Here is a 22311-nt window from a genome sequence, read left to right on the forward strand (position 1 = left end):
CCGGGCTTTTTATCAGTGCATCAAAGCCGGATTGGCTTGTTTTATTCGGCCGCCTCGGGCGCATCCGGGGTGCCGCCGCTCTCACCACCGTTGGTGCCTTGCGCTTCAGATTTAGCAGGCTTGCGGGGTTTGCGGGTCCGGGTGGGGGCCTTCTTGGGTTTGCTTTCGGGGGTATCGACCAGCCCGCTTTCTGAATTGTCATCCACCACATCCGGCTGCGGGACGATGTCGGGCTGATCGCCCTCGCCCACAGCGGCTTGCTGTGATTTGCGTTCGGCGCGGGCGTCGCGCTCTTCTTTCTCGCGTTGCTGGCGTTCACGGTTTTGCTGTTCGGATTGCTGCCGGCGGGCTTCCATTTCGCGCTGCGCTTCGCTCAGAAGGCGGGTGTAATGTTCGGCATGCTGCTGAAAATTCTCACCTGCCACCCGGTCGTTCGACAAGAAGGCGTCGCGCGCCAACTGGGTGTATTTGTCGATGATCTGCTGAGGCGTCCCGCGCACTTTGCCTTCGGGGCCTGAACTGTCATAGACGCGGTTGATGATGTTACCCGGATTGTTCCGGTTTCGGTTCGACTTGTTATTCCGCGAACGTGATTTCGGCGATCTCATCAGCTTGTTTTTCCAGCTTTGGCTTCCATCGCACGGAAAGTTCCCGTGCTGTGTTTTCGAACCAGACACCAATCTGCGTCCCATCGTTCGAATTGTAGGGCTTACAAGCAGCGGCTGTCACAAGGACTGCAACACTGCTAAATCCTGATTGTCACGTGGGCCGTCGAAACACAAGCCTTATCTGGCAAAAACTGATCGAAACGGGGAAATTTGCCGGGTTTCGGCAGGTTTATCGGCTGAAACACACCGCTCACGCCGGTCTGATCGGCCTTGGGGGCCGCTTTCCGGTCACCACGCGGTCATGGCCGGACAGGTCTTTCAGAACCTCAACCTTGGCAAATCCGGCCTGCTGAAACAGGTCCCGCACCGCCGCGCCTTGCCCCGCGCCGATCTCGACCATCAGATGGCCGCCTTCGGTCAAGTGCTTTGGCGCGCGGGCGATGATCTGACGATATGCCCCAAGCCCGTCGCCACCGGGGGTCAGGGCTAGATGCGGCTCCCAGTGTCGGACTTCAGGGGCCAGTTCCGCCATCTCGGTTTCCGAGATATAGGGCGGGTTCGATACGATCAGGTCGAAACGTGCACCATTCGGCAGCGGGTCGAACCACGACCCTTGGTGAAACGTCGTTCGGTCGATGACCCCCAATGCGCGCGCATTGTCTTTTGCCACCGCAAGGGCTGCGGCCGAAAGATCGCCCCCCTGCCCCAGCGCATCCGGCCGTTCTGCCAGCAATGTCAAAAGGATACATCCCGATCCGGTGCCAAGATCCAGCACGGTTACAAACGGCGCTGTAAGGGCAGCATCGACCAGAAGCTCGGTGTCCGGGCGCGGGTCCAGCACATCGCCCGTCACGGTGAAGTCCCGTCCGTAAAACGCGCGCGTGCCGATGATCTGGGCGACCGGCTGGCGATGGCTGCGGGCGGCAATGGCGCGTTCATAGGCCGAGGCGTCATCCGGCGACACCTCGTCCGGCAACGCCAGCGTCAGGCGGCTGCGATCAATACCCAGAACATGGGCCAGCAGCACCCGCGCATCGCGGGCTGGGTCATCAACGCCGGCTGCCCTCAGCCGGTGCGTTGCAGCGACCAGTAACGCGGTGCCGGTGGTCATGCGTCCATATCGGCCAGTTGTGCGGCTTGATCTTCGGCAATCAGGGCGTCGATCACCTCGTCCAGATCGCCCGCGATGATCTGATCCAGCTTGTAGAGCGTCAGATTGATCCGGTGATCCGTCATGCGCCCTTGTGGGAAGTTGTAGGTGCGAATCCGCTCCGATCGGTCGCCTGATCCCACCTGCGCCTTTCGATCCGCGGCGCGCGCCTCATCGACCCGCTGGCGTTCCAGATCAAACAGCCGCGTTTTCAAGACCTGCATCGCGATCTCGCGGTTGCGGTGCTGGGATTTTTCCGAACTCGTCACGACGATCCCGGTCGGCAGGTGTGTGATCCGCACGGCACTGTCGGTGGTGTTCACATGCTGCCCACCCGCACCGGACGAACGCATTGTGTCAATGCGCAGATCGTTCGGATTAATCTGGATGTCCACATCTTCGGCCTCGGGCAGCACGGCGACGGTGGCGGCCGAGGTGTGAATGCGCCCGCCGCTTTCGGTTTCCGGCACGCGTTGCACCCGGTGCACCCCGCTTTCGTATTTCAGACGGGCAAACACGCCCTCGCCCTTTACATGGGCCACGACCTCCTTGATGCCGCCAAGTTCGGAAAGGGATTGCTCCATGATCTCGAATTTCCAGCCGTGTGCTTCGGCATAGCGTTGATACATCCGCAGAAGGTCGGCGGCGAACAGACCGGCTTCGTCCCCGCCCGTGCCGGGACGAATTTCGATCATCGCGGGGCGGGCGTCGGCCGCGTCCTTCGGCAACAGGACCAATCGCATGGCCTGTTCGACCTCGGGCAGCCGTTCTTTCAATGCGGGCAGTTCTTCCTCGGCCAGTTCGCGCATCTCCGGGTCGTCCAGCATCGCCTCAGCCTCGGCAATGTCATCCAACAGGCGGCGATAGGCGGCGATTTCCTCGACCACCGGTTTCAGTTCGGCATATTCACGCCCGACCTGCGCAATCTCGTCGCCCGACAGGCCTTGGGCCATGCGGGCTTCCAGAAACTCGAACCGTTCCGTGATCGCCGAGAGTTTTTCCATAGGAACCATCTTCGCGGTGTCCCTTATCACGGGGGTTTGGTCAAGGGGGGTTTGGTCAGGGGCTGCGTTTGTGCTAACCTAGGGTATGTTCAGGATATTACCCCTTATCTTCGTCGCGGGCGGACTGTTCGCAGACCCGGTGATGGCGGATGTCACTACGCCGGGGGGCAAGGTCATTGACTGCTATTGCACCGACACATCCGGCAGCCGGGTCGAGCTGGGCGAGAGCATTTGCCTGTTCGTCGGTGGTCGCGCCTTCATGGCCCGGTGCGAGATGAGCCTGAATGTGCCGATCTGGCGCGACACGGGCAAAGGCTGTGTCTCGGCAGAGGTGGCGCGTCCTTCGGCATTGCCCAAAAGCGATGCCCCCACCAACCTGCCCACGCCTTAAAATTCGTCGTCGATATTGTCGTCGTCAAGATGCCGTAGCTGATCAAGCCATGCGTCCACACGGGCCTCGTTCACGCCCATATCGCTTTTGCCATAAACCAGATGGGCATGAATATGCAGTGCGTCCCCGGCGACCCAGGCGACCGTGATGTCGGGAAAGCCGATCCGGCGAGACCGGGTCACAACGGCGAACAGGTCGTCTTCCTGATACTTCATGTGAGTGCGCGGGGTTTCCAGCGCGATCCAGGCCAGATGATCCAGCGCCCCTTCGGGCAAGATGCTGAGCGGGATCACATACTTGACGCCACCTGGCATCCGGTGCGTGCCGGGATTGTCCGGACCGGGGCGGGCCGAGAACCTTTCGGATGGCAGCGGGGCAAGACGCACCCAGCCAAGCGCCAGAACGGCCAGAAAAAGGACACCCAGAAATGCAGAAACGAAATAATTCACACACGCCCCCGAACCCTCCGCCCCCCAGCGGATCGTGACAAAGCAACTGACGCTAGCGATAGATCAGCGGGACAAGGGCCGCAACCCTTATCCTGCCATGGGTTTTGCGGCGGGTGGTGAACATGGTCATGTGGCAACGCAATCGGGCGTGACGCGCGGCAAGTGTGTCAGAGGTGCGCGGCGACACTTAACGGCGGTCAGCCGCGTCGCGTTGTCGCCCACAGGTTCAGGATTTCCATCGCCACATGCGCCCCCGCGATGGCGGTGGCGCCCGTCGTGTCAAAGGGTGGCGAGACTTCGACCACGTCGCCGCCCACAATGTTGATCCCCGCAAGATCGCGCAGGATGATCGACGCTTGTGCCGAGGTCAGCCCCCCCCAAACCGGCGTCCCCGTGCCCGGTGCAAAAGCCGGGTCCAGCGCATCGATGTCAAAGGTCAGATAGGTCTTGCTGTCGCCCAGGATCGACTTGATCTTATTGACCACGGCGGCGGGGCCGGTTTCATGCACCTCGCGCGCGTCAATGATGTTCACGCCCATCGTATCGGCATTATGGGTGCGGATGCCCACCTGAACCGAACGCGCGGGGTCGATCAGCCCCTCTTTCACCGCCTTGTAGAACATCGTGCCGTGATCCACGCGGGTCATGTCATCGTCGGCCCAGGTATCCGTGTGCGCATCGAACTGCAACAGGCTCAGCGGCCCGTGTTTCTTCGCATGCGCGCGCAGGATCGGGAAGGTGATGTAGTGGTCCCCGCCCAGCGTCAGACAGGCGGCACCCTGATCCAGAATGCCGCTGATATGCGCTTCCAGAGCCGCGGGGAACTGGTCGATATGCGCATAGTCAAACGGCATGTCGCCATAGTCGGCGATGGCAAATTCGCTCATCACATCGAAATCCCAGCCATAGGCCTGATCGGGTGATTGCAGGCAGGAGGCCTCGCGGATCGCGCGCGGACCAAGGCGGGTGCCGGGCCGGTTTGTGACCGCCTGGTCAAAAGGAATACCCGTGACCGCGATGTCGACGCCTGTCAGGTCTTTGGTATAGGTGCGGCGCAGAAAAGACAGCGCGCCGCCGAAGGTGTTTTCAAAGGCCAGCCCCTTGAAACCATCGCGCGTGAAGGCGGTGTCGACCTGGGTTTTTGCGTCTTCCAATGCCATCGGGACCACTCCTGTTTTCTGATCGGTTAGCACAGGTTTCCCGGCCTGGCCAGATAATTTGATCAAATCCAGGGTGGTGACGCTAGATTGGGTTCAACCGCTCGACAAGGCGGGCAAAGAAACTGGCCCCATAAGGCGCGGCCTCGTCATTGAAATCATAGGCGGGGTGATGGACGCCCGCGCCATCCTTGCCCTGACCCAGAAACAGGTAAGCACCGGGGCGTTCTTCCAGCATATAGGCGAAATCCTCGGCCCCCATCTCGCGCCCTTCATCGGCCTGAACACGGTCCGCCCCACTGACCTCGCGCGCGACAGCGGCAGCCTTTTCCACCGCCGCAGGGTCGTTCACCGTGGGGGGATAGCCCAGTTCATAGTCAATCTCGGCCGTCACACCAAAACTGGCCGCCTGCCCCTTGATCACCTCGCGCAACCGGCGCTCGACCATCTCGCGTACCTCGGGGGTGAAGGACCGGATGGTGGCGGCGAACCATGCGTCCTCGGGGATGATGTTGTCCGCCGTGCCGCCGCCGATCATCGTGACCGAGACGACCAGATTGTCCATTGGCGACAGGTTGCGGCTGACGATGGATTGCACCGCCTGCACCATCGACACGACCGCCATGATCGGATCGACTGTATCTTGTGGATAGGCTGCATGCCCGCCACGGCCCGTCACCTTGACCCGAAGCGTATCGACCGCCGCCATGATCGGGCCAGGCGTGGTGTAGAACGTGCCCACCTCATGCCCCGGCATGTTGTGCAGGGCATAGACCTCGGCAATGTCGAACCGCTCCATCATCCCTTCGTCGCACATATATTTCGCACCGCCGTCGATTTCCTCGGCGGGTTGGAAGATCAGCGCGACGCGGCCCCGAAAGTTCCGCGTTTCCGCCAGATAGCGCGCGGCCCCCAGCAACATGGTGGTGTGCCCGTCATGGCCGCAGGCATGCATTCGCCCCGGCACGGTCGAGGCATAATCCAGCCCCGTCGCCTCGTCCATCGGCAGGGCGTCCATATCGGCGCGCAATCCAACGGTCGGCCCATTCCCCTGCCCGTTGATGATTCCCACAACGCCTGAGACACCGATTTTCTCGTAGATCTCGTCCACGCCGAACCTGCGCAGGTGTTCGACGACATAAGCCGCGGTTTTATGGCATTCCAGCCCCAGCTCGGGATGGGCATGGATATACCGCCGCCATGTTTTCATGTCGTCCGCAAATTCGCCAATGCGGTTGATGATCGCCATGACTTCCTCCTATCAAGGGTGGACCGAAACAATCCTGATTTGGACCATGATGCAATGAGCAAAACGCACGATCTTTCCCCCTCGGACACTCTGGTTCACAACCCGCAAGGGGGGATGGATCGCCTGCGCGAGATCATGCGCCGCTTGCGCGATCCGCAAAACGGGTGCCCTTGGGACATCGAACAGAGCTTCGCCACAATTGCGCCTTACACGATCGAGGAAGCCTATGAAGTGGCCGATGCGATCGAGCGTCAAGCGTGGGACGAGCTGAAGGGCGAGTTGGGCGATCTGCTGTTCCAATCGGTGTTTCATGCCCAGATGGCGGAAGAGGCCGGGATGTTCACATTTGACGAGGTGGCCGACACCATGTCCGACAAGATGGTCGCGCGCCACCCGCATGTGTTCGGCGACGAATCGCGCGATAAATCCGCCGAACAGCAGACCCGCGATTGGGAGACCATAAAGGCGGCGGAACGTGCGGGCAAAGCTCAGAAGGGGATACTGGACGGTGTCGCGATCGGCCTGCCTGCCCTTCTGCGCGCGGTCAAGCTGCAAAAACGCGCGGCCCGCGTCGGGTTTGACTGGCCCGATATCGGCCCCGTTCTGGACAAGATCACCGAGGAGGCGCACGAGGTGGCCGAGGCTCGCGACACGCTGGGACCAGACGAGTTGCGAGAAGAAATCGGGGATTTGCTGTTCGTGGTCGCCAATCTGGCACGTCACCTGAATGTCGAACCGGAAGAAGCTCTGCGCCATGCCAATGCGAAGTTTGAACGTCGCTTTCGCGGGATTGAATTGCGTCTGGCCGCCGAAGGGCGCAGCCCTGAACAGGCCACGCTGGACGAAATGGACGCCCATTGGGAGGCCGAGAAACGGGCAGAGCGGGCGGGCAGCAATTAATTTCCGATTGATTTAATCAGGTATTGACCCAAGCAAAAGACTCAGGTTTAAGCGCGTCAACGAAATGAAGGAGACTCGCGTGATGAACACAGTTCGCACACTCGCCTCGGCCTCGATCCTGGCCGCAACCCTGATCCCCGCCGCAGCCAGCGCCGATGAGGTCAATGTTTATTCCTATCGTCAGCCCGAGCTGATCCAGCCGCTGACCGATGCCTTTACCGAAGAAACCGGGATTGCTGTCAATGTCGCCTTCCTGAACAAGGGCATGATCGAACGTCTGGAGGCCGAGGGCCAACGCAGCCCCGCCGACCTGATTTTCACCGTCGACATTTCGCGTCTTGCCGGTGTGGTGGATGCCGGTCTGACCCAGCCGGTGGAAAGCGAAACGCTGAACGCCAATATCCCTGCCGAATACCGCGATCCCGGCAACCAGTGGTTCGGCCTGACCACCCGCGCCCGCATCGTCTATGCCTCGAAAGAGCGCGTGGCCGAGGGCGAAGTGACCACCTATGAAGATCTGGCCGATCCCAAGTGGAAAGGCCGCATCTGCACCCGTTCGGGCACCCACGCCTACACGCTGGCGCTTGTGTCGGCCTACATTCAGCACCACGGTGCGGAAAAGGCCAAGACATGGCTGGAAGGCGTGAAAGCCAACCTTGCCCGCAAACCGCAGGGCAACGACCGCGCACAGGTCAAAGCGATCTGGGCCGGCGAATGCGACATCGCGATCGGCAACACCTATTACATGGGCAAGATGCTCAGCGATCCCGAACAGAAGGCATGGGCTGAAAGCGTGAACGTGACATTCCCTGTCTTTGAAGGCGCAGGCACCCATGTGAACGTGTCGGGTGTTGCATTGGCAAAACACGCGCCGAACAAGGACGCCGCCATCAAGCTGATGGAGTTCCTGTCGTCGCCCAAAGCGCAGGAAATCTATGCCGCTGACAACTTCGAATACCCGATTGCGCCGGGCACGGAAGCGGTGGACCTGGTCAAAAGCTGGGGCAGCTTCACACCGGATGGCGTCAACCTGATGGAAGTGGCCAGTCACCGCGCCGACGCGCTGAAGCTGGTGCAAGAGGTTGATTTTGACGGCTGATCGTCATCACGAATAAAAACGTCAAAGCCCGGCTGTTCAGCCGGGCTTTTTCGTGGCTCATTCGCCTGCCTTGCGAATCGGCGTCAGCATTTGCGCCAGATAGTGTCCTGTATAGCTCTCCGCCACCTGTGCGACCTCTTCCGGGGTGCCGGAGGCCACGATGCGCCCGCCTCCGTCGCCGCCTTCCGGGCCAATATCAATCAGATGATCGGCGGTCTTGATCACATCCAGATTGTGTTCAATCACGATGACCGTATTGCCCTGATCGACCAGTTCATGCAGCACTTCCAACAGCTTGCGCACATCTTCGAAATGTAGGCCGGTGGTCGGTTCGTCGAGGATATAGAGCGTGCGCCCGGTCGACCGTTTCGACAGCTCTTTCGACAGTTTCACCCGCTGCGCCTCGCCCCCTGACAGGGTCGTCGCCTGCTGGCCCACCTTGATATAGCCAAGACCGACCCGCATCAGCGCATCCATCTTGTCGCGGATCGAGGGCACGGCCTGAAAGAAGGTCTGTGCATCCTCGACCGTCATGTCCAGCACATCGGCGATGGACTTGCCCTTGAACTGCACCTCAAGCGTTTCGCGGTTATAGCGTTTGCCCTTGCAGGTTTCGCAGGTGACATAGACGTCGGGCAGAAAATGCATCTCAATCTTGATGACACCGTCGCCCTGACAGGCCTCGCACCGCCCGCCTTTGACGTTGAAACTGAAGCGACCGGGCTTGTAGCCGCGCGTCTTGGCTTCGGGCAGCCCGGCGAACCATTCGCGAATGGGCGTGAAGGCCCCGGTATAGGTCGCTGGGTTTGAGCGCGGGGTGCGCCCGATGGGTCGTTGGTCAATGTCGATCACCTTGTCCAGATGCTCCAGCCCTTTGATGGTTTCGCAAGGTGCTGGCGTCTGGCGCGCGCCGTTCAGACGCATGGATGCGGTTTTGAACAGCGTCTCGATCGTCAGCGTGGATTTGCCCCCGCCCGACACGCCGGTGACGCAAACGAACTTGCCCAGCGGGAAGGTGGCGGTCACGTTTTGCAGGTTGTTGCCCGTGGCTTTCACCACTTTCACCGCTTTGCCATTGCCCTTGCGCCGCCGGGCGGGCACCGCGATTTCGCGGGTGCCGGTCAGGTATTGCCCGGTGATCGACGCCTCGCAGGCGGCAATATCGGCGGGCGTGCCGTGGGCAATCACATCGCCCCCATGCACCCCGGCCCCCGGCCCCATGTCAAAGACATAATCGGCCTCGCGGATGGCCTCTTCGTCATGTTCAACGACAATCACGGTGTTGCCCTGATCGCGCAGGTTTTTCAGCGTGGTCAGAAGCCGCCCGTTGTCGCGCTGATGCAACCCGATGGATGGCTCGTCCAGCACGTATAGCACCCCTGTCAGCCCCGAGCCGATCTGGCTGGCCAGACGGATCCGTTGACTTTCGCCACCCGACAACGTGCCAGAGTTGCGGCTGAGCGTCAGGTATTCCAGACCCACATTGTTCAGAAACCCCAGACGCTCGCGAATTTCCTTCAGGATGGCGCGGGCAATCTCGTTCTTCTGAGCGGACAGATGATTGGGCGCATCCTCGACCCAGGCCAGTGCCTCGCGGATCGACATTTCGACCACCTGCCCCACATGCAACAGCGCGTCACCGGACCCGATTTTCACGGCCAAGGCTTCGTCGCGCAGCCGATACCCACCACAGGCGCCGCAAGGGCGGTTGTTCTGATAGCGTTCAAACTCCTCGCGGATCCAATTCGAATCCGTTTCGCGATAGCGGCGTTCCATATTGGGGATCACGCCTTCGAACGGTCGCGTCACCTCATAGACCCGCCCGCCTTCGTCAAAGCGAAACTTGATCTCTTCCTCGCCCGATCCATACAGGAACACCTGTTGCACATGTTTGGGCAGATCTTTCCATGGCGTGTTCTTGTCGAACTCGTAATGGCGCGCAATGCTTTCGATGGTTTGCAGGAAATAGGGCGACTTGCCCTTGCGCCACGGGGCCAAAGCGCCGTCATAGATTTGCAGCGTGGCGTCGGGCACTACGAGGCGTTCGTCAAAGAACAGCTCCTTGCCCAAACCGTCGCAGACCGGGCACGCCCCGAACGGCGCGTTGAAGGAAAACAGGCGCGGTTCAATTTCCGGAATGGTAAAACCGGACTCCGGACAGGCGAAGTTCTCCGAGAAGGTGAAAATCTCGGGTTCACCCTCTTTCGGCGCGGTTTCCAACAGTGCAATCCCGTCGGCCAGATCAAGGGCCGTGCGGAAGCTGTCGGCAAGCCGTTGCTCCATCCCTTCGCGCACCACGATCCGGTCGACCACCACGTCGATATTGTGGCGAAACTTCTTGTCCAGTGTGGGTGGGGCGTCCAGCTCATACATCTCACCATTGACCTTGACGCGCTGGAACCCTTTTTTCTGAAGCTCTTGAAATTCCTTGCGATATTCGCCCTTTCTGTCGCGCACGATGGGGGCAAGCAGATAGGCGCGGGTGCCCTCCTCCATCTGCATCACGCGGTCGACCATATCCTGAACCTGCTGGGCTTCGATCGGCTGGCCGGTGGCGGGGGAATAGGGAGTGCCCGCGCGGGCAAACAGCAGGCGCAGATAGTCGTAAATCTCGGTCACGGTGCCCACGGTTGAACGCGGGTTTTTCGAAGTCGTCTTTTGCTCGATCGAAATCGCCGGCGACAGCCCCGCGATGTGATCCACATCGGGCTTTTCCATCATGTCCAGAAATTGCCGCGCATAGGCGGACAGGCTTTCGACATACCGCCGCTGCCCTTCCGCATAGATCGTGTCAAACGCCAGCGAAGACTTGCCAGACCCGGACAGCCCGGTGATCACCACAAGCTGATCGCGCGGAATATCCACGTCGATGGATTTCAGGTTGTGTTCGCGCGCACCGCGGACCTGTATTTCTTTCAACTCGGCCATTCTGACCCCCAGTTCACAATTGCTTAACGGTTAGGCCAAACCGCGCGGCGGGACAATCGGAAAGTTAGAACATTTGCGGAACACTTGTAAACGCGCTGCGTTGCCCAGCCCGTTACATTCACTTTCTTGAATTTTAATTCTCAGACCCATTGACCTGAATACGTTGCGATCTATATCCCGGATCAAACCCTTTTCGGGACAGGAGCGAAAACATGTTTGGTTTCATGATGGGCGGCGCGAAAATGGACCCGCGCGAGGCCGTGACCAAAGCCCGCGCTGGCGAGATCACGGTGATCGACGTGCGCGACCACGGCGAGGTGCAGATGACTGGCAAGGCCAAGGGCGCTGTCGTTGTGCCGCTGACGGTGATGCCCTTTCAATGCGACCCGAAGGGGCCGGACTTCAACGCGACGATTGATCCGACTAAGCCCATCGCGCTCTATTGCGCGTCCGGCGCGCGGTCTGCCCAAGGCGCGCAAGTTCTGAAACGACTGGGCTATGACGAGGTCTATAACATCGGCGGACTAGGGCATTGGCATCAGGCAGGCGGCGAGATCGAGCGGTAAGCGCCCTACACCCCCCCCACAACGCAACCCGCGCAGGCCCAGCCCGCGCGGGTTTTTGATGGTAGAGCCAAATCGTCATTCACCTTCTTGGTTGACTGATATCTTTGATTCCGTTATTCACCCATATGGCTGAACGAAACGACATGGACCACCTCAGCGCCGTTCTCAAGGCGGCATCGGATGCCAATCGCCGTGCGATCCTGACCTTGCTGGCACAAGAAGGCCCAATGCGCGTCACAGATATCGCACATCACTTTGACATCAGCCTGAACTCGGTCTCGAAACACATCAAAGTGCTTGAGGCCTGTGGCCTGGCGACCCGGCGCACCGAATGGCGCGAGCATTTGATCGAAGTGCAGATGGGGCCGCTTTCCGACATCGATCAATGGTTTGCCGAATTGCGTTCGATCTGGGCGCTGCGGCTGGATGCCCTCGAAGCTGCCTTGAAGGAGGACGACAATGACTGATCTATCCCTCGAAATCACCCGCCACATCCCCTACCCGCCCGAACGGGTGTTCGATGCGTGGCTGGACCCGAAGATGCTGACGAAATTCATGATTGCCGGCGCAGGCGTCACCGTGCCCGACGCGACCGTCGATGCCAAAGTCGGGGGACGTTTTTGCATCATCATGCGGGTACCGAACGCGGGCGATCTGCCGCACGAAGGAGAATATAGGATCATTGATCGGGCCAAAAAGCTGCAATTCACGTGGGAATCGCATGCAAGCACGGCCGAAGAATCGATCGTCACATTGGATCTGACGCCGAAAGACGGAGGCACAGATCTGCGCCTGCATCACATCCGTTTCCCGTCCGAAGAAAGCCGCGACAACCACAAAGGCGGCTGGACCGCGATCCTTGCCAAGCTGGATGAGGCGTTGGCCTGAATGGCAGTTTGTCCTACCGAACCACCCACGCACACTGAAAAGAGGCCGGGCAATGACCCGGCCTTTCTGTCTTACATGTGAATGACGCGGTCATAGGCGTCCAGCACCGCTTCGTGCATGCTTTCCGAGATTGTCGGATGCGGGAAGACCGTGTGCATCAGCTCTTCTTCGGTGGTTTCCAGCGTCTTGCCGACCACATAACCCTGGATCATCTCGGTCACTTCCGGGCCTACCATATGGGCGCCCAGGAGCTCGCCGGTCTTGGCATCGAAAATGGTTTTGACCATGCCCTCGGGGTCGCCCATCGCAATGGCCTTGCCGTTGCCGATGAAGGGGAAACGACCCACCTTGATCTGATACCCCTGCTCTTTTGCCTTGGCTTCGGACAGGCCGACACTGGCCACCTGCGGGTGGCAATAGGTGCAGCCGGGGATGCTTTCGGGCTTCACGGGATGGGCATGCAGACCGGCGATCAGCTCGGCGACCATCACGCCTTCGTGGCTGGCCTTGTGGGCAAGCCACGGCGCGCCGGCGATGTCTCCGATCGCATAAAGGCCGTCGACGCCGGTGCGGCAATGCGCGTCCGTCACCACATGGGTGCGGTCGATCTTGACGCCCAGCTTTTCAAGCCCCAGCCCTTCCACGTTGCCGACGATGCCGACGGCAGAAATTACGGTGTCGAAATCGTGCTTTTCGACCTTGCCGCCCACTTCAATATGCGCGGTGACCTTGCCTTTCGCACGATCAAGCTGCTTGACCATGGCCTTTTCCATGATCTTCATACCTTGCTTGACGAAAGACTTCTTGGCGAAGGCCGAAATCTCGGCGTCCTCAACGGGCAACACGCGGTCCATCACCTCGACAACGGTGGTATCCGCGCCCAATGTGTTGAAGAAGCTGGCAAATTCGATGCCGATGGCGCCTGATCCGATGACCAGCAGCTTTTTCGGCATACGCGGCGGGTTCAACGCGTGTTTGTAGGTCCAGACCAGATCGCCGTCAGCCTCCAGCCCCGGCAATTCGCGGGCGCGCGCGCCGGTGGCCAGAACGATGTTCTTGGCGGTCAGATCCTCGGTCCCCTTGTCGGTCTTGACCGAGACCTTGCCCTTGGCCGGAATCGTTGCCTCACCCATCACCACGGTGACTTTGTTTTTCTTCATCAGGTGTCCAATACCACCCGACAGTTGTGCGGCCACCCCGCGCGAACGTTTCACGATGGCAGGCAGGTCATAGTCGACCTTGCCTGCGGACAGACCAAATTCCTTGGCGCGGTGCATCAGGTGAAACACCTCGGCCGAGCGCAGAAGCGCCTTGGTCGGAATACAGCCCCAGTTCAGGCAGATACCGCCCAGGTGTTCGCGTTCGACAATCGCCACTTTCTGGCCCAGTTGCGCCGCGCGGATGGCGGCAACATACCCGCCGGGACCGGCGCCGATGACCACGGTATCAAAAGCGTTTCCCGCCATGGGGTCTCCTCCTCGTCCTAAGATAGTTTGGCATTAAACTATTTTGCTCAATGGATCAATGACGTCAGGGAAACCCTGCCAGTCGCTCTGCGAAACCCTGCAACATGCAAGATTATGGGAGCACAGTTGCCAAGGTCAGGCAACACCGCATTAGGCCCGCTGCGCTTCGAGCTGTTTGCGCAGCGCCGTATAGCCTCCGTCCTTTATGAAGGCGATTTCCTCGGGTGAGCTGTCGCGGCCCAGGGCCTCGTTTCGATAGGGAAAGCGGCCGAAACGGCGTATGATCTCGCGGTGGACGCGGGCGTGCAGCGTGTCGCCCTGCCCCGGCGTCTCGGCCATGCGTTCGGCCATCAGGGCGATGCAGCGGTCCTGATCTTCCATCGCCTCGCTGTGCACGAAGGGCAGATAGAAGAACTGCCGGTCCGGCAATGGGATCTGCATATCCAGATTGCGCGCAATGGCGTGGTCCGCGCAGGCACGCGCTGCGGGGTCGGTGGCAAACGACCGGGCGTCGCCCCGGAACATGTTGCGCGGGAACTGGTCAGTCAGGATCAGAAAGGCCAGTGCCCCGTCCGGGCTGTCACGCCAGGCATCGCGCGCACCGTCGCGAGCGGCTTCATAATCGGCCATGAACCGGTCGCGGATCGTCTGATCCAGCTTGTCCGAGGCGTCATACCAGCCCTTCGGTCCGACCTCGTCGATCCAGAAACTGATGATCTCACTTGGTTCGCTCATGCGGGCACCTCCTCAGCCCCTCACTCTAGCGGGTCGGGGGAGCGGTGCAAGCGGGCACTATTCGTCCTCTTCCGCCTCGTCGGCCCAGACCTCCTGCGCCATATCAACGGCAACCGGGGAGGCCGCGGGCGACATTGTCATATAGGCCCCGGTGTCCTTCGGTGCCGGGCCGGACCGCTGCGTCATGCGCCACAGGCCATAGGCCAGGAACCCGACCAGCAGCAGCGCCATGTACCCAAAGAACCCCAACGGTCCCATGATGCCCATCACCCAGCCTGTCACCACCGGGCCGGCAATTGCCCCCACCCCGTTGATGAAGATCAACCCGGCCGAGGCTGCGGGCATGTCGTCGGGTTCCAGAAAGTCGTTCACATAGGCCAGAAGCAGCGCGTAAAGCGGGTTGGTCATGCCCCCCAGCAGGAAGGCTGCCAGCAGCAGCAGATCGTACCGGACGCCGAACAGCACCGGCAGGATCGCCCCGATGGCGGCGATTGCCGTGACGATCAGGATCAGGATGCGCCGGTCCATCCGGTCCGAGATCCAGCCAATGGGGTATTGCAGGACCAGCCCCCCGATATAGAGCGCCGACACAAAGGCCGAGATCTGCCCCACCGTCAGCCCGATCTGCTGCCCAAAGACCGAGGCCATGCCGAACTGCGCGGCAAACACGCCGCCCAGCAACATGAACCCGACACAGCCCATCGGCGAAATATCGAACAGCTCCCGCAGGCTCAGACCTTTCGTCGTCTCAAACGCCGGGGTTGGGTTGACGGACAGAAGAATGGGGGCAAAGGCAATCGATACCAGCACCGAGGGCAGGATGAACAGGATGAACCCGCCGGGATCCCCAATCACCAAAAGCCCCTGGGCGGCGATGATGCCCACCATCTGCACGAACATGTAAAGCGACAGGGCCTTGCCACGGTTTTCATTGTCGGCCGCGTTGTTCAGCCAGCTTTCCGCCGTGACATACACCCCCGAAAAACAGAAGCCGACGATCACGCGCAGCGCGGTCCAGGCCCATGGATCGGTGAACGTCGGATACAGGATCAGCACCGCCGAGATGAACGAGCCAAGCGCCGCAAACACCCGCACATGCCCCACCCGCCGGATCATGATCGGCGCCATGCGCGACCCGAACAGGAAGCCTGCGAAATAGCCGGACATGACCATCGAAAGCTGGAAGGTGGAAAACCCTTCCAACCCGCCCCTGATCCCCAGAAGCGTGCCCTGCACACCGTTGCCGACCATCAACAGCATCATGCCCAGAAGCAGCGCCCAGGAGCTTGACAAGACTTGCAGCATGGAGGTCTCCTGTTTGCGTCCCGGTCAGCTTAGCAGGCCAAACCTCCGGACCAACGACAATTCACGACATTTCAGCGCCCGGCACCGGCCCGGACCCGCGTTTCCGGTATTAGGTCCGATCCGGCAGAAGCAGGGAACTGTCACCATAGGAAAAGAAGCGATAGCGATGCGCGATGGCGTGGTCATAGACCGCGCGCATCCGGTCCGTGCCCATCAGGGCCGACACCAGCATCATCAAGGTGGATTTCGGCAGGTGGAAATTGGTCATCAGCCCATCGGTGATGTTGAACCGGAACCCGGGGGTGATGAAAATGTCGGTCTCGCCCTGCCAAGGCGCGATCCGGCCGGATGCCGTAGCCGCACTTTCGATCAGCCGCAGCGCCGTGGTGCCGACCGGAATGATGCGCCCACCAGCGGCGATGGTCGCTTCGATTTCGGCAGCGGCTTTGGCGCTGACTTGGCCCCATTCGGCGTGCATCTTGTGCTGTGCAATGTCATCGACCTTGACCGGCAGAAAGGTGCCCGCCCCCACATGAAGGGTGACATGGGTCAGCCCCACCCCCATCGCGGCGATCCGATCAAGCAGCGCATCGTCAAAGTGAAGCGACGCCGTGGGCGCTGCCACCGCGCCGGAGTGACGGGCAAAGACGGTTTGATAATCTTCGTTGTCCCGCGCATCCGCCGCGCGTTTGGCGGCGATATAGGGTGGCAGAGGCATCTTGCCCGCCTCAGCCAACGCCGCGTCGAAATCATCGCCCTCAATGTTGAAGCAAATCAGCGCCTGATCATCGTCGCGCCCCAGATAGGTCGCCCAGAGCTTTTCCGAGAAGGTGATGACATCCCCGTCGCGCAATTTGCGCAAAGGCTTGGCCATCACGTGCCACTGCCCTGCCCCGTCTGGGGACAAAAGCGTGACCTCGATCTTTGCAACACCTTCGCCGGGGGCCTGCCCGGGTCGCGTGCGGGTGCCGAACAGGCGGCCGGGAATGACCTTGGTGTCATTCAGCACCAGCCGGTCGCCGGGGCGCAGCCAATCGGTCAGGTCGCTGACCTGTGCGTCCACCATCCGATCCGGTGTGGCCACCAGCAGGCGGCTGGCCGTGCGTGGGCGCGCCGGTCGCGTTGCGATCAGGTCGTCCGGCAGGTCAAAATTGAAATCACTCAGCTTCATGGCGGCGCGTTTAGGGGGCTTGGCGTCCGGCGTCAACGGGTTCATTTTTGGCGCGTGTGGCCGGTCACTCCGGCTGGGGTCGCGTGGGCGGGTTTCGGCGGAAGATGTCACGGAAAAAGCCCGGCGTGAACAGTGACAGGGGATTGACCCCGACCTTGGGATCTGCGGCGGTGCCTTTGAGCGTATAGTTGAACCCGACCAGCCCTTCGCCCTTGCGGGCAAAGATGCGCCCGGCCGAGTTCACGACATAGAATGGCGAGATCACCCCCTGCATGTCCATTTGACCCGAGCCGAGGAAATAGTAGCCATCCATCGAAATCCCTATGGAATGCCCCGTCGCGGCCCCCTCGTAGATCGTGATCTTGTCGGGATCCAACCGAAAGCGCGCATCCACATCGGTAAACGGAATGCCTTGCCCGCCCAGTTGTTGCAGCAGGCCAACGACCGATATGGCGGACAGCAGTTCGGCCATCGCGGGGGCATCATGCACGTCGATGTTCTGTATCTTCAGGTTGCCGTCGTAAACGCCCTTCCCTCCGCCCGGGGCCAGGATCAGCTCCATCGTGCCGTTGCGGGCATTTTTCAGCACACCCGCCGCGCGCAACACGCCCCCGGCATTCTGGCTGGTCAGCCGAAAAGCCGTGCCTTTGGGCTGCGGGGCGGCGGTGCCACGAATAGCCGGGCCGCCATTGATCTGACCGCGGAACGTGCCGTTCAACCCGCCACGCGCGCGAGTGAAGTCCCCATCGAAGCCGGTGATCGTGATCCCTTTCGAAATCACCAGCCGGTCGAGCAGAAGCGAGATTGGCACCGGCGCCCCGGCCTGACCACCGCCCCGGCCCGACCCAAGCGTGGCCTTGCGCATGTCGACCGTGCCGCCCTTGACCGTGACCGCAACCGGCTGTCCCGCGCCGCGTCCCGTCAACGTCACCGGCGCGTCCAGCCAACCACCCAGAGTGACCCTGTCGAACTGGGCCGCGACCAGCCCACCGCCCTCGGCCATGATCACGCTGCCCTTGGCGTCCAGGTCCGGGGCGCGCAGCGTCAGGTCGTCGATCACCGGGGCCGATCCCAGCCTGCCCGACAAGCTGAGCGACCCCGCGCGGCCCGCAGGTTTCGACCAGCCCAGCGGCGCGATGTTCAGCCCGACCCCGGCCAGCGGTGCCTCAAGCGTGATGCGCGGGGCTTCGCCGCGCTGCAATGCGATTTCATAGCTGCCCTTGGTCGCACCGGACACGCTACCGGCGGGCAGGCCGATGGAAAACGCATCCAGAAAGGCCTGATTCAGCGTCACCTCGCCCGATACCGTGGACGTCCCGGTCGATCTTCCATCGTCGAAAACCTGTGACCACGTGCCCGACACCGGCACGCCCGACAACCGCCCCTGCCCTGCGATGCGCACGCCTTCGGTGCTGACCGACAGATCGGCGCGCGGAAGCTCCAGCAAACGCCCTTTCACGATGGTGTCGCTTTTCACCGCACTCAGCGTCCCCGCCAGACGATAGTCGATGGCACTGCGCGGCACTTTCGGCTGCATGGCAATGTCGATCCGACCACCAAGCGTCACGCGCCCGCGGGCCATATCGGGGCCAAGCGCCCCTTCGGGTGCGTTGCGAAAGATGCGAAACGGCTTGTCGTCCAGAAGGTGCAGCGCCGCTTTCATCGGACCGGAAACTGCCAGATCCACCCAGGCCGGCACCGGCGGGCGCGGCGCATCAGGATCGTCCGGCCGGCGCGCCATTTGGGGAATGACGAAGCTCGTTCCCGACGCGTCCAGCACCCCCGCCACCCGGCCCGCACGATCCTTCGGACGCAAGACACCCTGATCCGCCGTGACCACCAGCCGCCGCCCGTCGATCGTGAACTGGCCCGAGGCATTTTCGATCGGCACCATCTCTTTCACCGCGCGCACGGTCACGCCCTCGAACCCCGCGCTCAGCGCGGTGTGGGCGGGTTGGCCCTGCTGTTTGCGCCAGGCGACGGTCACATTGGTGAACTGTCCCTCTGTCACATTATCGCGCGCCCACAGACGGGTGCGCTGCCCGTTGGTCAGGGGCCAGAATGCCGTGACCTGTTCGGGGCTGACATGACCTGCGGCGGCATCAATGGCGACCGACCAGCCATCGTCGCCAATCCCGATCCGTGCCGTTCCCGTGGCAAGGGCGTCGTCATGGGTGATGGCAAACTGCCCGACATCGACACGAAACGGGGCAAGGCCGAGCCGGAAATCCGCCGATCCCTGCCCCAGCGCCAGCGGCGCTTCGAAGACATCGGGCGGGCTGATCCGTGCATGGGTCACGTTCAACTGGCCCAGCAACTCGGTCGGCCAACCGCCGGACCACCCGCGCAAATAGGAATGTCCGTCGGCCTGAACCTCGCCCCAGTCCGATTGCAGCGTCGCCTGCGCAAAATTCATCCGCTCGCGTTCGGGGTCATAGTCCAGATAGACCTTGCCACCAGTGAACTTGACCGGCCTGGCGGCGGGATCCGGAGACAGGCTGCCGGCCCCGAATTCCAGCGTCCCCGCCAAGCCAGAGACCTGCCCGGTCTCGTCAATCACCGTGCGCAGCGCCCCGGAAATCGGCGCGTCCACCAGACCCAGAAAGGTCAGAAGCGGCGTCTGCGCGGCAATGTCGCGCGCACGCGCATTCTTGAAGGTTGCGGTCAGCCGAGCCGACGAACTGCCCTTGACCGAGCGAAAGCCCAGCACTGTTTCCGCCAGCTCTTCGGTCTGGTTGAACACGTCAAAGGACAGCGTCATGTCGACCGCCTGCGCGGTTTGGCTGATCTTCAATGCCCCATCGGTCACCTGCCACAGACGCCCGGTGCGCGCGTCTTCCAGCGTGATGGTCAGGTTGGTGGCGGAAATACTGTCCGTGTGCGCCAGGATGCCCGTGTTAAACACCGCGTCGATGCGATCAAGCACGGACGCCAGGTCACCGCTGGCCCCGATGCCTTGCCCCAGACTCAAATCAAACGACCCGTCCCGGCTGCGGCGGATGGTGATCTGCGCGCCACGCAGCGACAGGCTCGCCGGCTCCACCCGCCCCGACAGGACCGGTCGCAGCAAAAGCGAGCCTTCGACGGCGTTCAGCCGCCCAATCTCAAGCCCGGTTTCATCGCGCACCCCCAGATCGACCAGTCGCAACCGGGGCAGACCCAGCCGCGTCACGCCCAGTTCAACCTGCGACAGCGACAGTTTCACCCGGTTGGTCTGGCTGTTGATCTTCTGCTCGATCCGCTCGGTCGCCCATTTCGGCAGCACAAACACATGCCCAGTGACCGACATGGACAGAAGCGCCAGGAACAGCGCCGCAAGGGCGATCATCACGAAGGACCAGATGCCGAAATGCCATTTCAGGCGCCTGCGACGGCGCGCCCGCTGCTCGGGCGGGATTTCGTGCTTTTCCAACCCCTTGGCTTTCTTCCGGCGCGAGGGTCGCGCTGTGGCGACGAGGGCGGCGGTTTCTTCTGTCGCGTCATCCTTTGACACGGCCGTGACGTCATCGACCATCACAGCCGTTCCGCCATCATCGTTCTTGGCATCGGCGTCCGAGAGGTCCGCGTCATCCTGCCGCTCATCTTGCCCGGTCTTCTCAGGGACCGGCTCAATCCCCTCTCCGGATGCCGAGGACATGTCGTCATCGCGATCGGGGCCATCGCAATCGGGGCGCCGGTCTTTTGCGTCCTCGTGTTCCGTTGGGGTGTCGTCTTTGGTCATGCAGATCGTCCAGATGCCCGTTTGGCCCTGCGGCCGCGTGCCTTTCATCCTGATACGAAACGGCATAGAAGGAAAGTTCGGGAAACACTAGTGACAGAGCACAGGGAAAGCCAAGACTATGACCGATAACATGCTGAAGACAGGCGATATTGCGCCGGATTTCACCCTGCCGCAAGACGGTGGCGCGCCCGTGACCTTGTCTGACCTGACCCCGGCGCCGGTGGTGTTGTATTTCTATCCCAAGGACAACACGCCTGGCTGCACCACCGAGGCGCTGGATTTCTCGGCCTTGTTGCCGGAGTTTCGCGCGCTGGGGGCGCATGTGTTCGGTGTCTCGAAGGACAGCCTGAAAAAGCACGAGAACTTCCGCACGAAACAAGACCTGAGCGTGCCGCTTTTGTCAGATGCGGATGGGGATGTCTGCGAACGCTACGGCGTGTGGGGCGAGAAAAAGAACTATGGCCGCACCTATATGGGCATCACGCGCACGACCTTCCTGATCGGGCCGGATGGCAAGGTTGCGCAGGCGTGGCCCAAGGTGAAGGTGAAAGGCCACGCGGACGAGGTCTTGGCTGCCACCCGCGCATTGGTCGGCGCATGACCGCCCTGTCGCGCCCGCTGGCAGAAATGGCCGATGCGGTGTTGCGCACCGCCGACGGGCGCGAGAAGACCGCCCTGGCCCGCGAATATGCCGCCGAATGGTTTGCAGCACGCGAAAGCGGCACGATCACCGCGCCGCTCACTGAACGCGAACAGATCATAGGTCATGCGACCCCGCCCGATTTCCCCGCCCGCCCGGATCGGCCCGTTTTGAAACACCCGCGCGATGTGCCGCGCCGCCGCCCCGGCTGCCGCGAAGGGCAGATCGCGCTTTTGCACGCTGTGGCACATATCGAACTGAATGCGGTGGATCTGCACTGGGATATCATCGCAAGGTTCACCGATACGCCGATGCCGCTGGGGTTTTATGACGACTGGGTCAAGGCGGCAGACGAAGAAGCCAAGCATTTCAATCTGGTAAGCGACTGTCTTGAAGAATTGGGGAGCCATTACGGCGCCCTCGCCGCCCATGCGGGTATGTGGCGCGCCGCCGAAGATACGGCGCAAGACCTTTTGGGGCGTCTGGCGGTGGTGCCGATGGTGCTTGAAGCGCGCGGGCTGGACGTGACCCCCGGTATGATCGAGGTGTTCCGCAAGGCCAGACTGGACGACACGGTGGCCGCGCTTGAGGTGATCTATGCCGAAGAGGTCGGGCATGTTGCCTATGGCTCGAAATGGTTTCATTTTCTGTGCGGGCGTCATGAACTGGACCCGAAAGACACCTTTCATAACCTCGTGCGCAGGTATTTCCACGGAGCCCTGAAGCCCCCGTTCAACGAAGAAAAACGTGCCGAAGCCGGACTGCCCCCGGATTTCTATTGGCCTTTGGCCGGTGAAACCCCGCCACAAAGCCGCGGCACACCGGACTGAGCTGCGGCGCACCACCCGGCGGCGCGTCGGCAGAATCTCGCTTGAAACCCTGAC

The 22311-nt window shown here is 61.5% G+C and carries 20 protein-coding genes; 8 read left to right on the forward strand and 12 right to left on the reverse strand.

The annotated features are described in order from the left end of the window. Positions 1-41: 41 nt before the first annotated feature. The 3 genes from MUY21_RS13250 to prfA form a co-directional block, all read right to left on the reverse strand. The gene (locus tag MUY21_RS13250; RefSeq protein ID WP_248410826.1) at positions 42-608 is read right to left on the reverse strand and encodes a DUF4167 domain-containing protein; all 567 of its coding nucleotides are present in this window, start codon (positions 606-608) and stop codon (positions 42-44) included. Between the two features lie 250 nt (positions 609-858). Then, entirely contained in the window at positions 859-1719 is an 861-nt protein-coding gene (prmC, locus tag MUY21_RS13255; protein ID WP_248410827.1) for a peptide chain release factor N(5)-glutamine methyltransferase, read from the reverse strand. After that, the gene (gene prfA, locus MUY21_RS13260) at positions 1716-2771 is read right to left on the reverse strand and encodes a peptide chain release factor 1 (protein WP_248410828.1); all 1056 of its coding nucleotides are present in this window, start codon (positions 2769-2771) and stop codon (positions 1716-1718) included. Before prfA ends, prmC begins: the two co-directional genes overlap by 4 nt. A 133-nt stretch (positions 2772-2904) precedes the next feature. Between prfA and MUY21_RS13265 the strand changes: the two genes are divergently transcribed. Then, positions 2905-3153 carry a hypothetical protein gene (locus tag MUY21_RS13265; protein ID WP_248410829.1) on the forward strand — a complete coding sequence of 83 codons (249 nt, stop codon included), beginning with the start codon at positions 2905-2907 and terminating at the stop codon, positions 3151-3153. Here the strand turns inward: MUY21_RS13265 and MUY21_RS13270 are convergent. The 3 genes from MUY21_RS13270 to MUY21_RS13280 all read right to left on the reverse strand — a co-directional run bounded on the left by MUY21_RS13270 (position 3150) and on the right by MUY21_RS13280 (position 6008). Next, the gene (locus tag MUY21_RS13270) at positions 3150-3602 is read right to left on the reverse strand and encodes a DUF1499 domain-containing protein (protein ID WP_191285732.1); all 453 of its coding nucleotides are present in this window, start codon (positions 3600-3602) and stop codon (positions 3150-3152) included. The two genes, MUY21_RS13265 and MUY21_RS13270, sit on opposite strands and share 4 nt — an antisense overlap. 197 nt (positions 3603-3799) lie before the next feature. Then, complete coding sequence (gene speB / locus MUY21_RS13275; protein ID WP_248410830.1) at positions 3800-4762, reverse strand: agmatinase; 963 nt, start codon at positions 4760-4762, stop codon at positions 3800-3802. A gap of 82 nt (positions 4763-4844) precedes the next feature. After that, positions 4845-6008, reverse strand: coding sequence for a M20 aminoacylase family protein (locus MUY21_RS13280; RefSeq protein WP_248410831.1), 1164 nt, complete (start codon positions 6006-6008; stop codon positions 4845-4847). Between the two features lie 54 nt (positions 6009-6062). Between MUY21_RS13280 and mazG the strand changes: the two genes are divergently transcribed. Continuing rightward, positions 6063-6908: a nucleoside triphosphate pyrophosphohydrolase gene (mazG, locus tag MUY21_RS13285; RefSeq protein WP_248410832.1), complete on the forward strand. Its 846-nt coding sequence runs from the start codon at positions 6063-6065 to the stop codon at positions 6906-6908. Positions 6909-6990: 82 nt separating this feature from the next. After that, positions 6991-8007, forward strand: coding sequence for a Fe(3+) ABC transporter substrate-binding protein (locus MUY21_RS13290; protein WP_248410833.1), 1017 nt, complete (start codon positions 6991-6993; stop codon positions 8005-8007). Between the two features lie 57 nt (positions 8008-8064). On the opposite strand, the gene uvrA is transcribed toward MUY21_RS13290, so the two are convergent. Continuing rightward, entirely contained in the window at positions 8065-10935 is a 2871-nt protein-coding gene (gene uvrA, locus MUY21_RS13295; protein WP_248410834.1) for an excinuclease ABC subunit UvrA, read from the reverse strand. Positions 10936-11147: 212 nt separating this feature from the next. On the opposite strand from uvrA, the gene MUY21_RS13300 reads away from it, so the two are divergent. The 3 genes from MUY21_RS13300 to MUY21_RS13310 all read left to right on the forward strand — a co-directional run bounded on the left by MUY21_RS13300 (position 11148) and on the right by MUY21_RS13310 (position 12389). Then, a complete protein-coding gene (locus tag MUY21_RS13300; protein ID WP_248410835.1) occupies positions 11148-11501 on the forward strand; it encodes a rhodanese-like domain-containing protein in 354 nt (117 codons plus the stop codon). A 143-nt stretch (positions 11502-11644) separates the two neighbouring features. Further along, the gene (locus MUY21_RS13305) at positions 11645-11968 is read left to right on the forward strand and encodes a metalloregulator ArsR/SmtB family transcription factor (protein ID WP_248410836.1); all 324 of its coding nucleotides are present in this window, start codon (positions 11645-11647) and stop codon (positions 11966-11968) included. Then, complete coding sequence (locus MUY21_RS13310) at positions 11961-12389, forward strand: SRPBCC domain-containing protein (protein ID WP_248410837.1); 429 nt, start codon at positions 11961-11963, stop codon at positions 12387-12389. Before MUY21_RS13305 ends, MUY21_RS13310 begins: the two co-directional genes overlap by 8 nt. Positions 12390-12460: 71 nt before the next feature. Here the strand turns inward: MUY21_RS13310 and lpdA are convergent, their stop codons facing one another. The 5 genes from lpdA to MUY21_RS13335 all read right to left on the reverse strand — a co-directional run bounded on the left by lpdA (position 12461) and on the right by MUY21_RS13335 (position 20787). Then, positions 12461-13855: a dihydrolipoyl dehydrogenase gene (gene lpdA, locus MUY21_RS13315; RefSeq protein WP_248410838.1), complete on the reverse strand. Its 1395-nt coding sequence runs from the start codon at positions 13853-13855 to the stop codon at positions 12461-12463. Positions 13856-14005: 150 nt separating this feature from the next. Beyond that, positions 14006-14590, reverse strand: coding sequence for a DUF924 family protein (locus MUY21_RS13320; RefSeq protein WP_248410839.1), 585 nt, complete (start codon positions 14588-14590; stop codon positions 14006-14008). A 57-nt stretch (positions 14591-14647) separates the two neighbouring features. Continuing rightward, positions 14648-15895, reverse strand: a complete 1248-nt coding sequence (locus tag MUY21_RS13325; RefSeq protein ID WP_248410840.1) for an MFS transporter — start codon at positions 15893-15895, stop codon at positions 14648-14650. A gap of 109 nt (positions 15896-16004) precedes the next feature. Continuing rightward, a complete protein-coding gene (gene queA, locus MUY21_RS13330) occupies positions 16005-17066 on the reverse strand; it encodes a tRNA preQ1(34) S-adenosylmethionine ribosyltransferase-isomerase QueA (protein ID WP_248410905.1) in 1062 nt (353 codons plus the stop codon). A gap of 64 nt (positions 17067-17130) precedes the next feature. Next, positions 17131-20787, reverse strand: coding sequence for an AsmA-like C-terminal region-containing protein (locus tag MUY21_RS13335; RefSeq protein ID WP_248410841.1), 3657 nt, complete (start codon positions 20785-20787; stop codon positions 17131-17133). 118 nt (positions 20788-20905) lie between these two features. Between MUY21_RS13335 and bcp the strand changes: the two genes are divergently transcribed. Both bcp and MUY21_RS13345 read left to right on the forward strand, forming a co-directional pair. After that, a complete protein-coding gene (bcp, locus tag MUY21_RS13340) occupies positions 20906-21388 on the forward strand; it encodes a thioredoxin-dependent thiol peroxidase (protein WP_248410842.1) in 483 nt (160 codons plus the stop codon). Next, the gene (locus MUY21_RS13345; RefSeq protein ID WP_248410843.1) at positions 21385-22257 is read left to right on the forward strand and encodes a ferritin-like domain-containing protein; all 873 of its coding nucleotides are present in this window, start codon (positions 21385-21387) and stop codon (positions 22255-22257) included. The genes bcp and MUY21_RS13345 overlap by 4 nt, the downstream gene beginning before the upstream one ends. Positions 22258-22311: the final 54 nt, after the last annotated feature.

Origin of the sequence: Aliiroseovarius sp. S2029, assembly GCF_023195575.1 — a bacterium.
Lineage (GTDB): Bacteria > Pseudomonadota > Alphaproteobacteria > Rhodobacterales > Rhodobacteraceae > Aliiroseovarius > Aliiroseovarius zhejiangensis.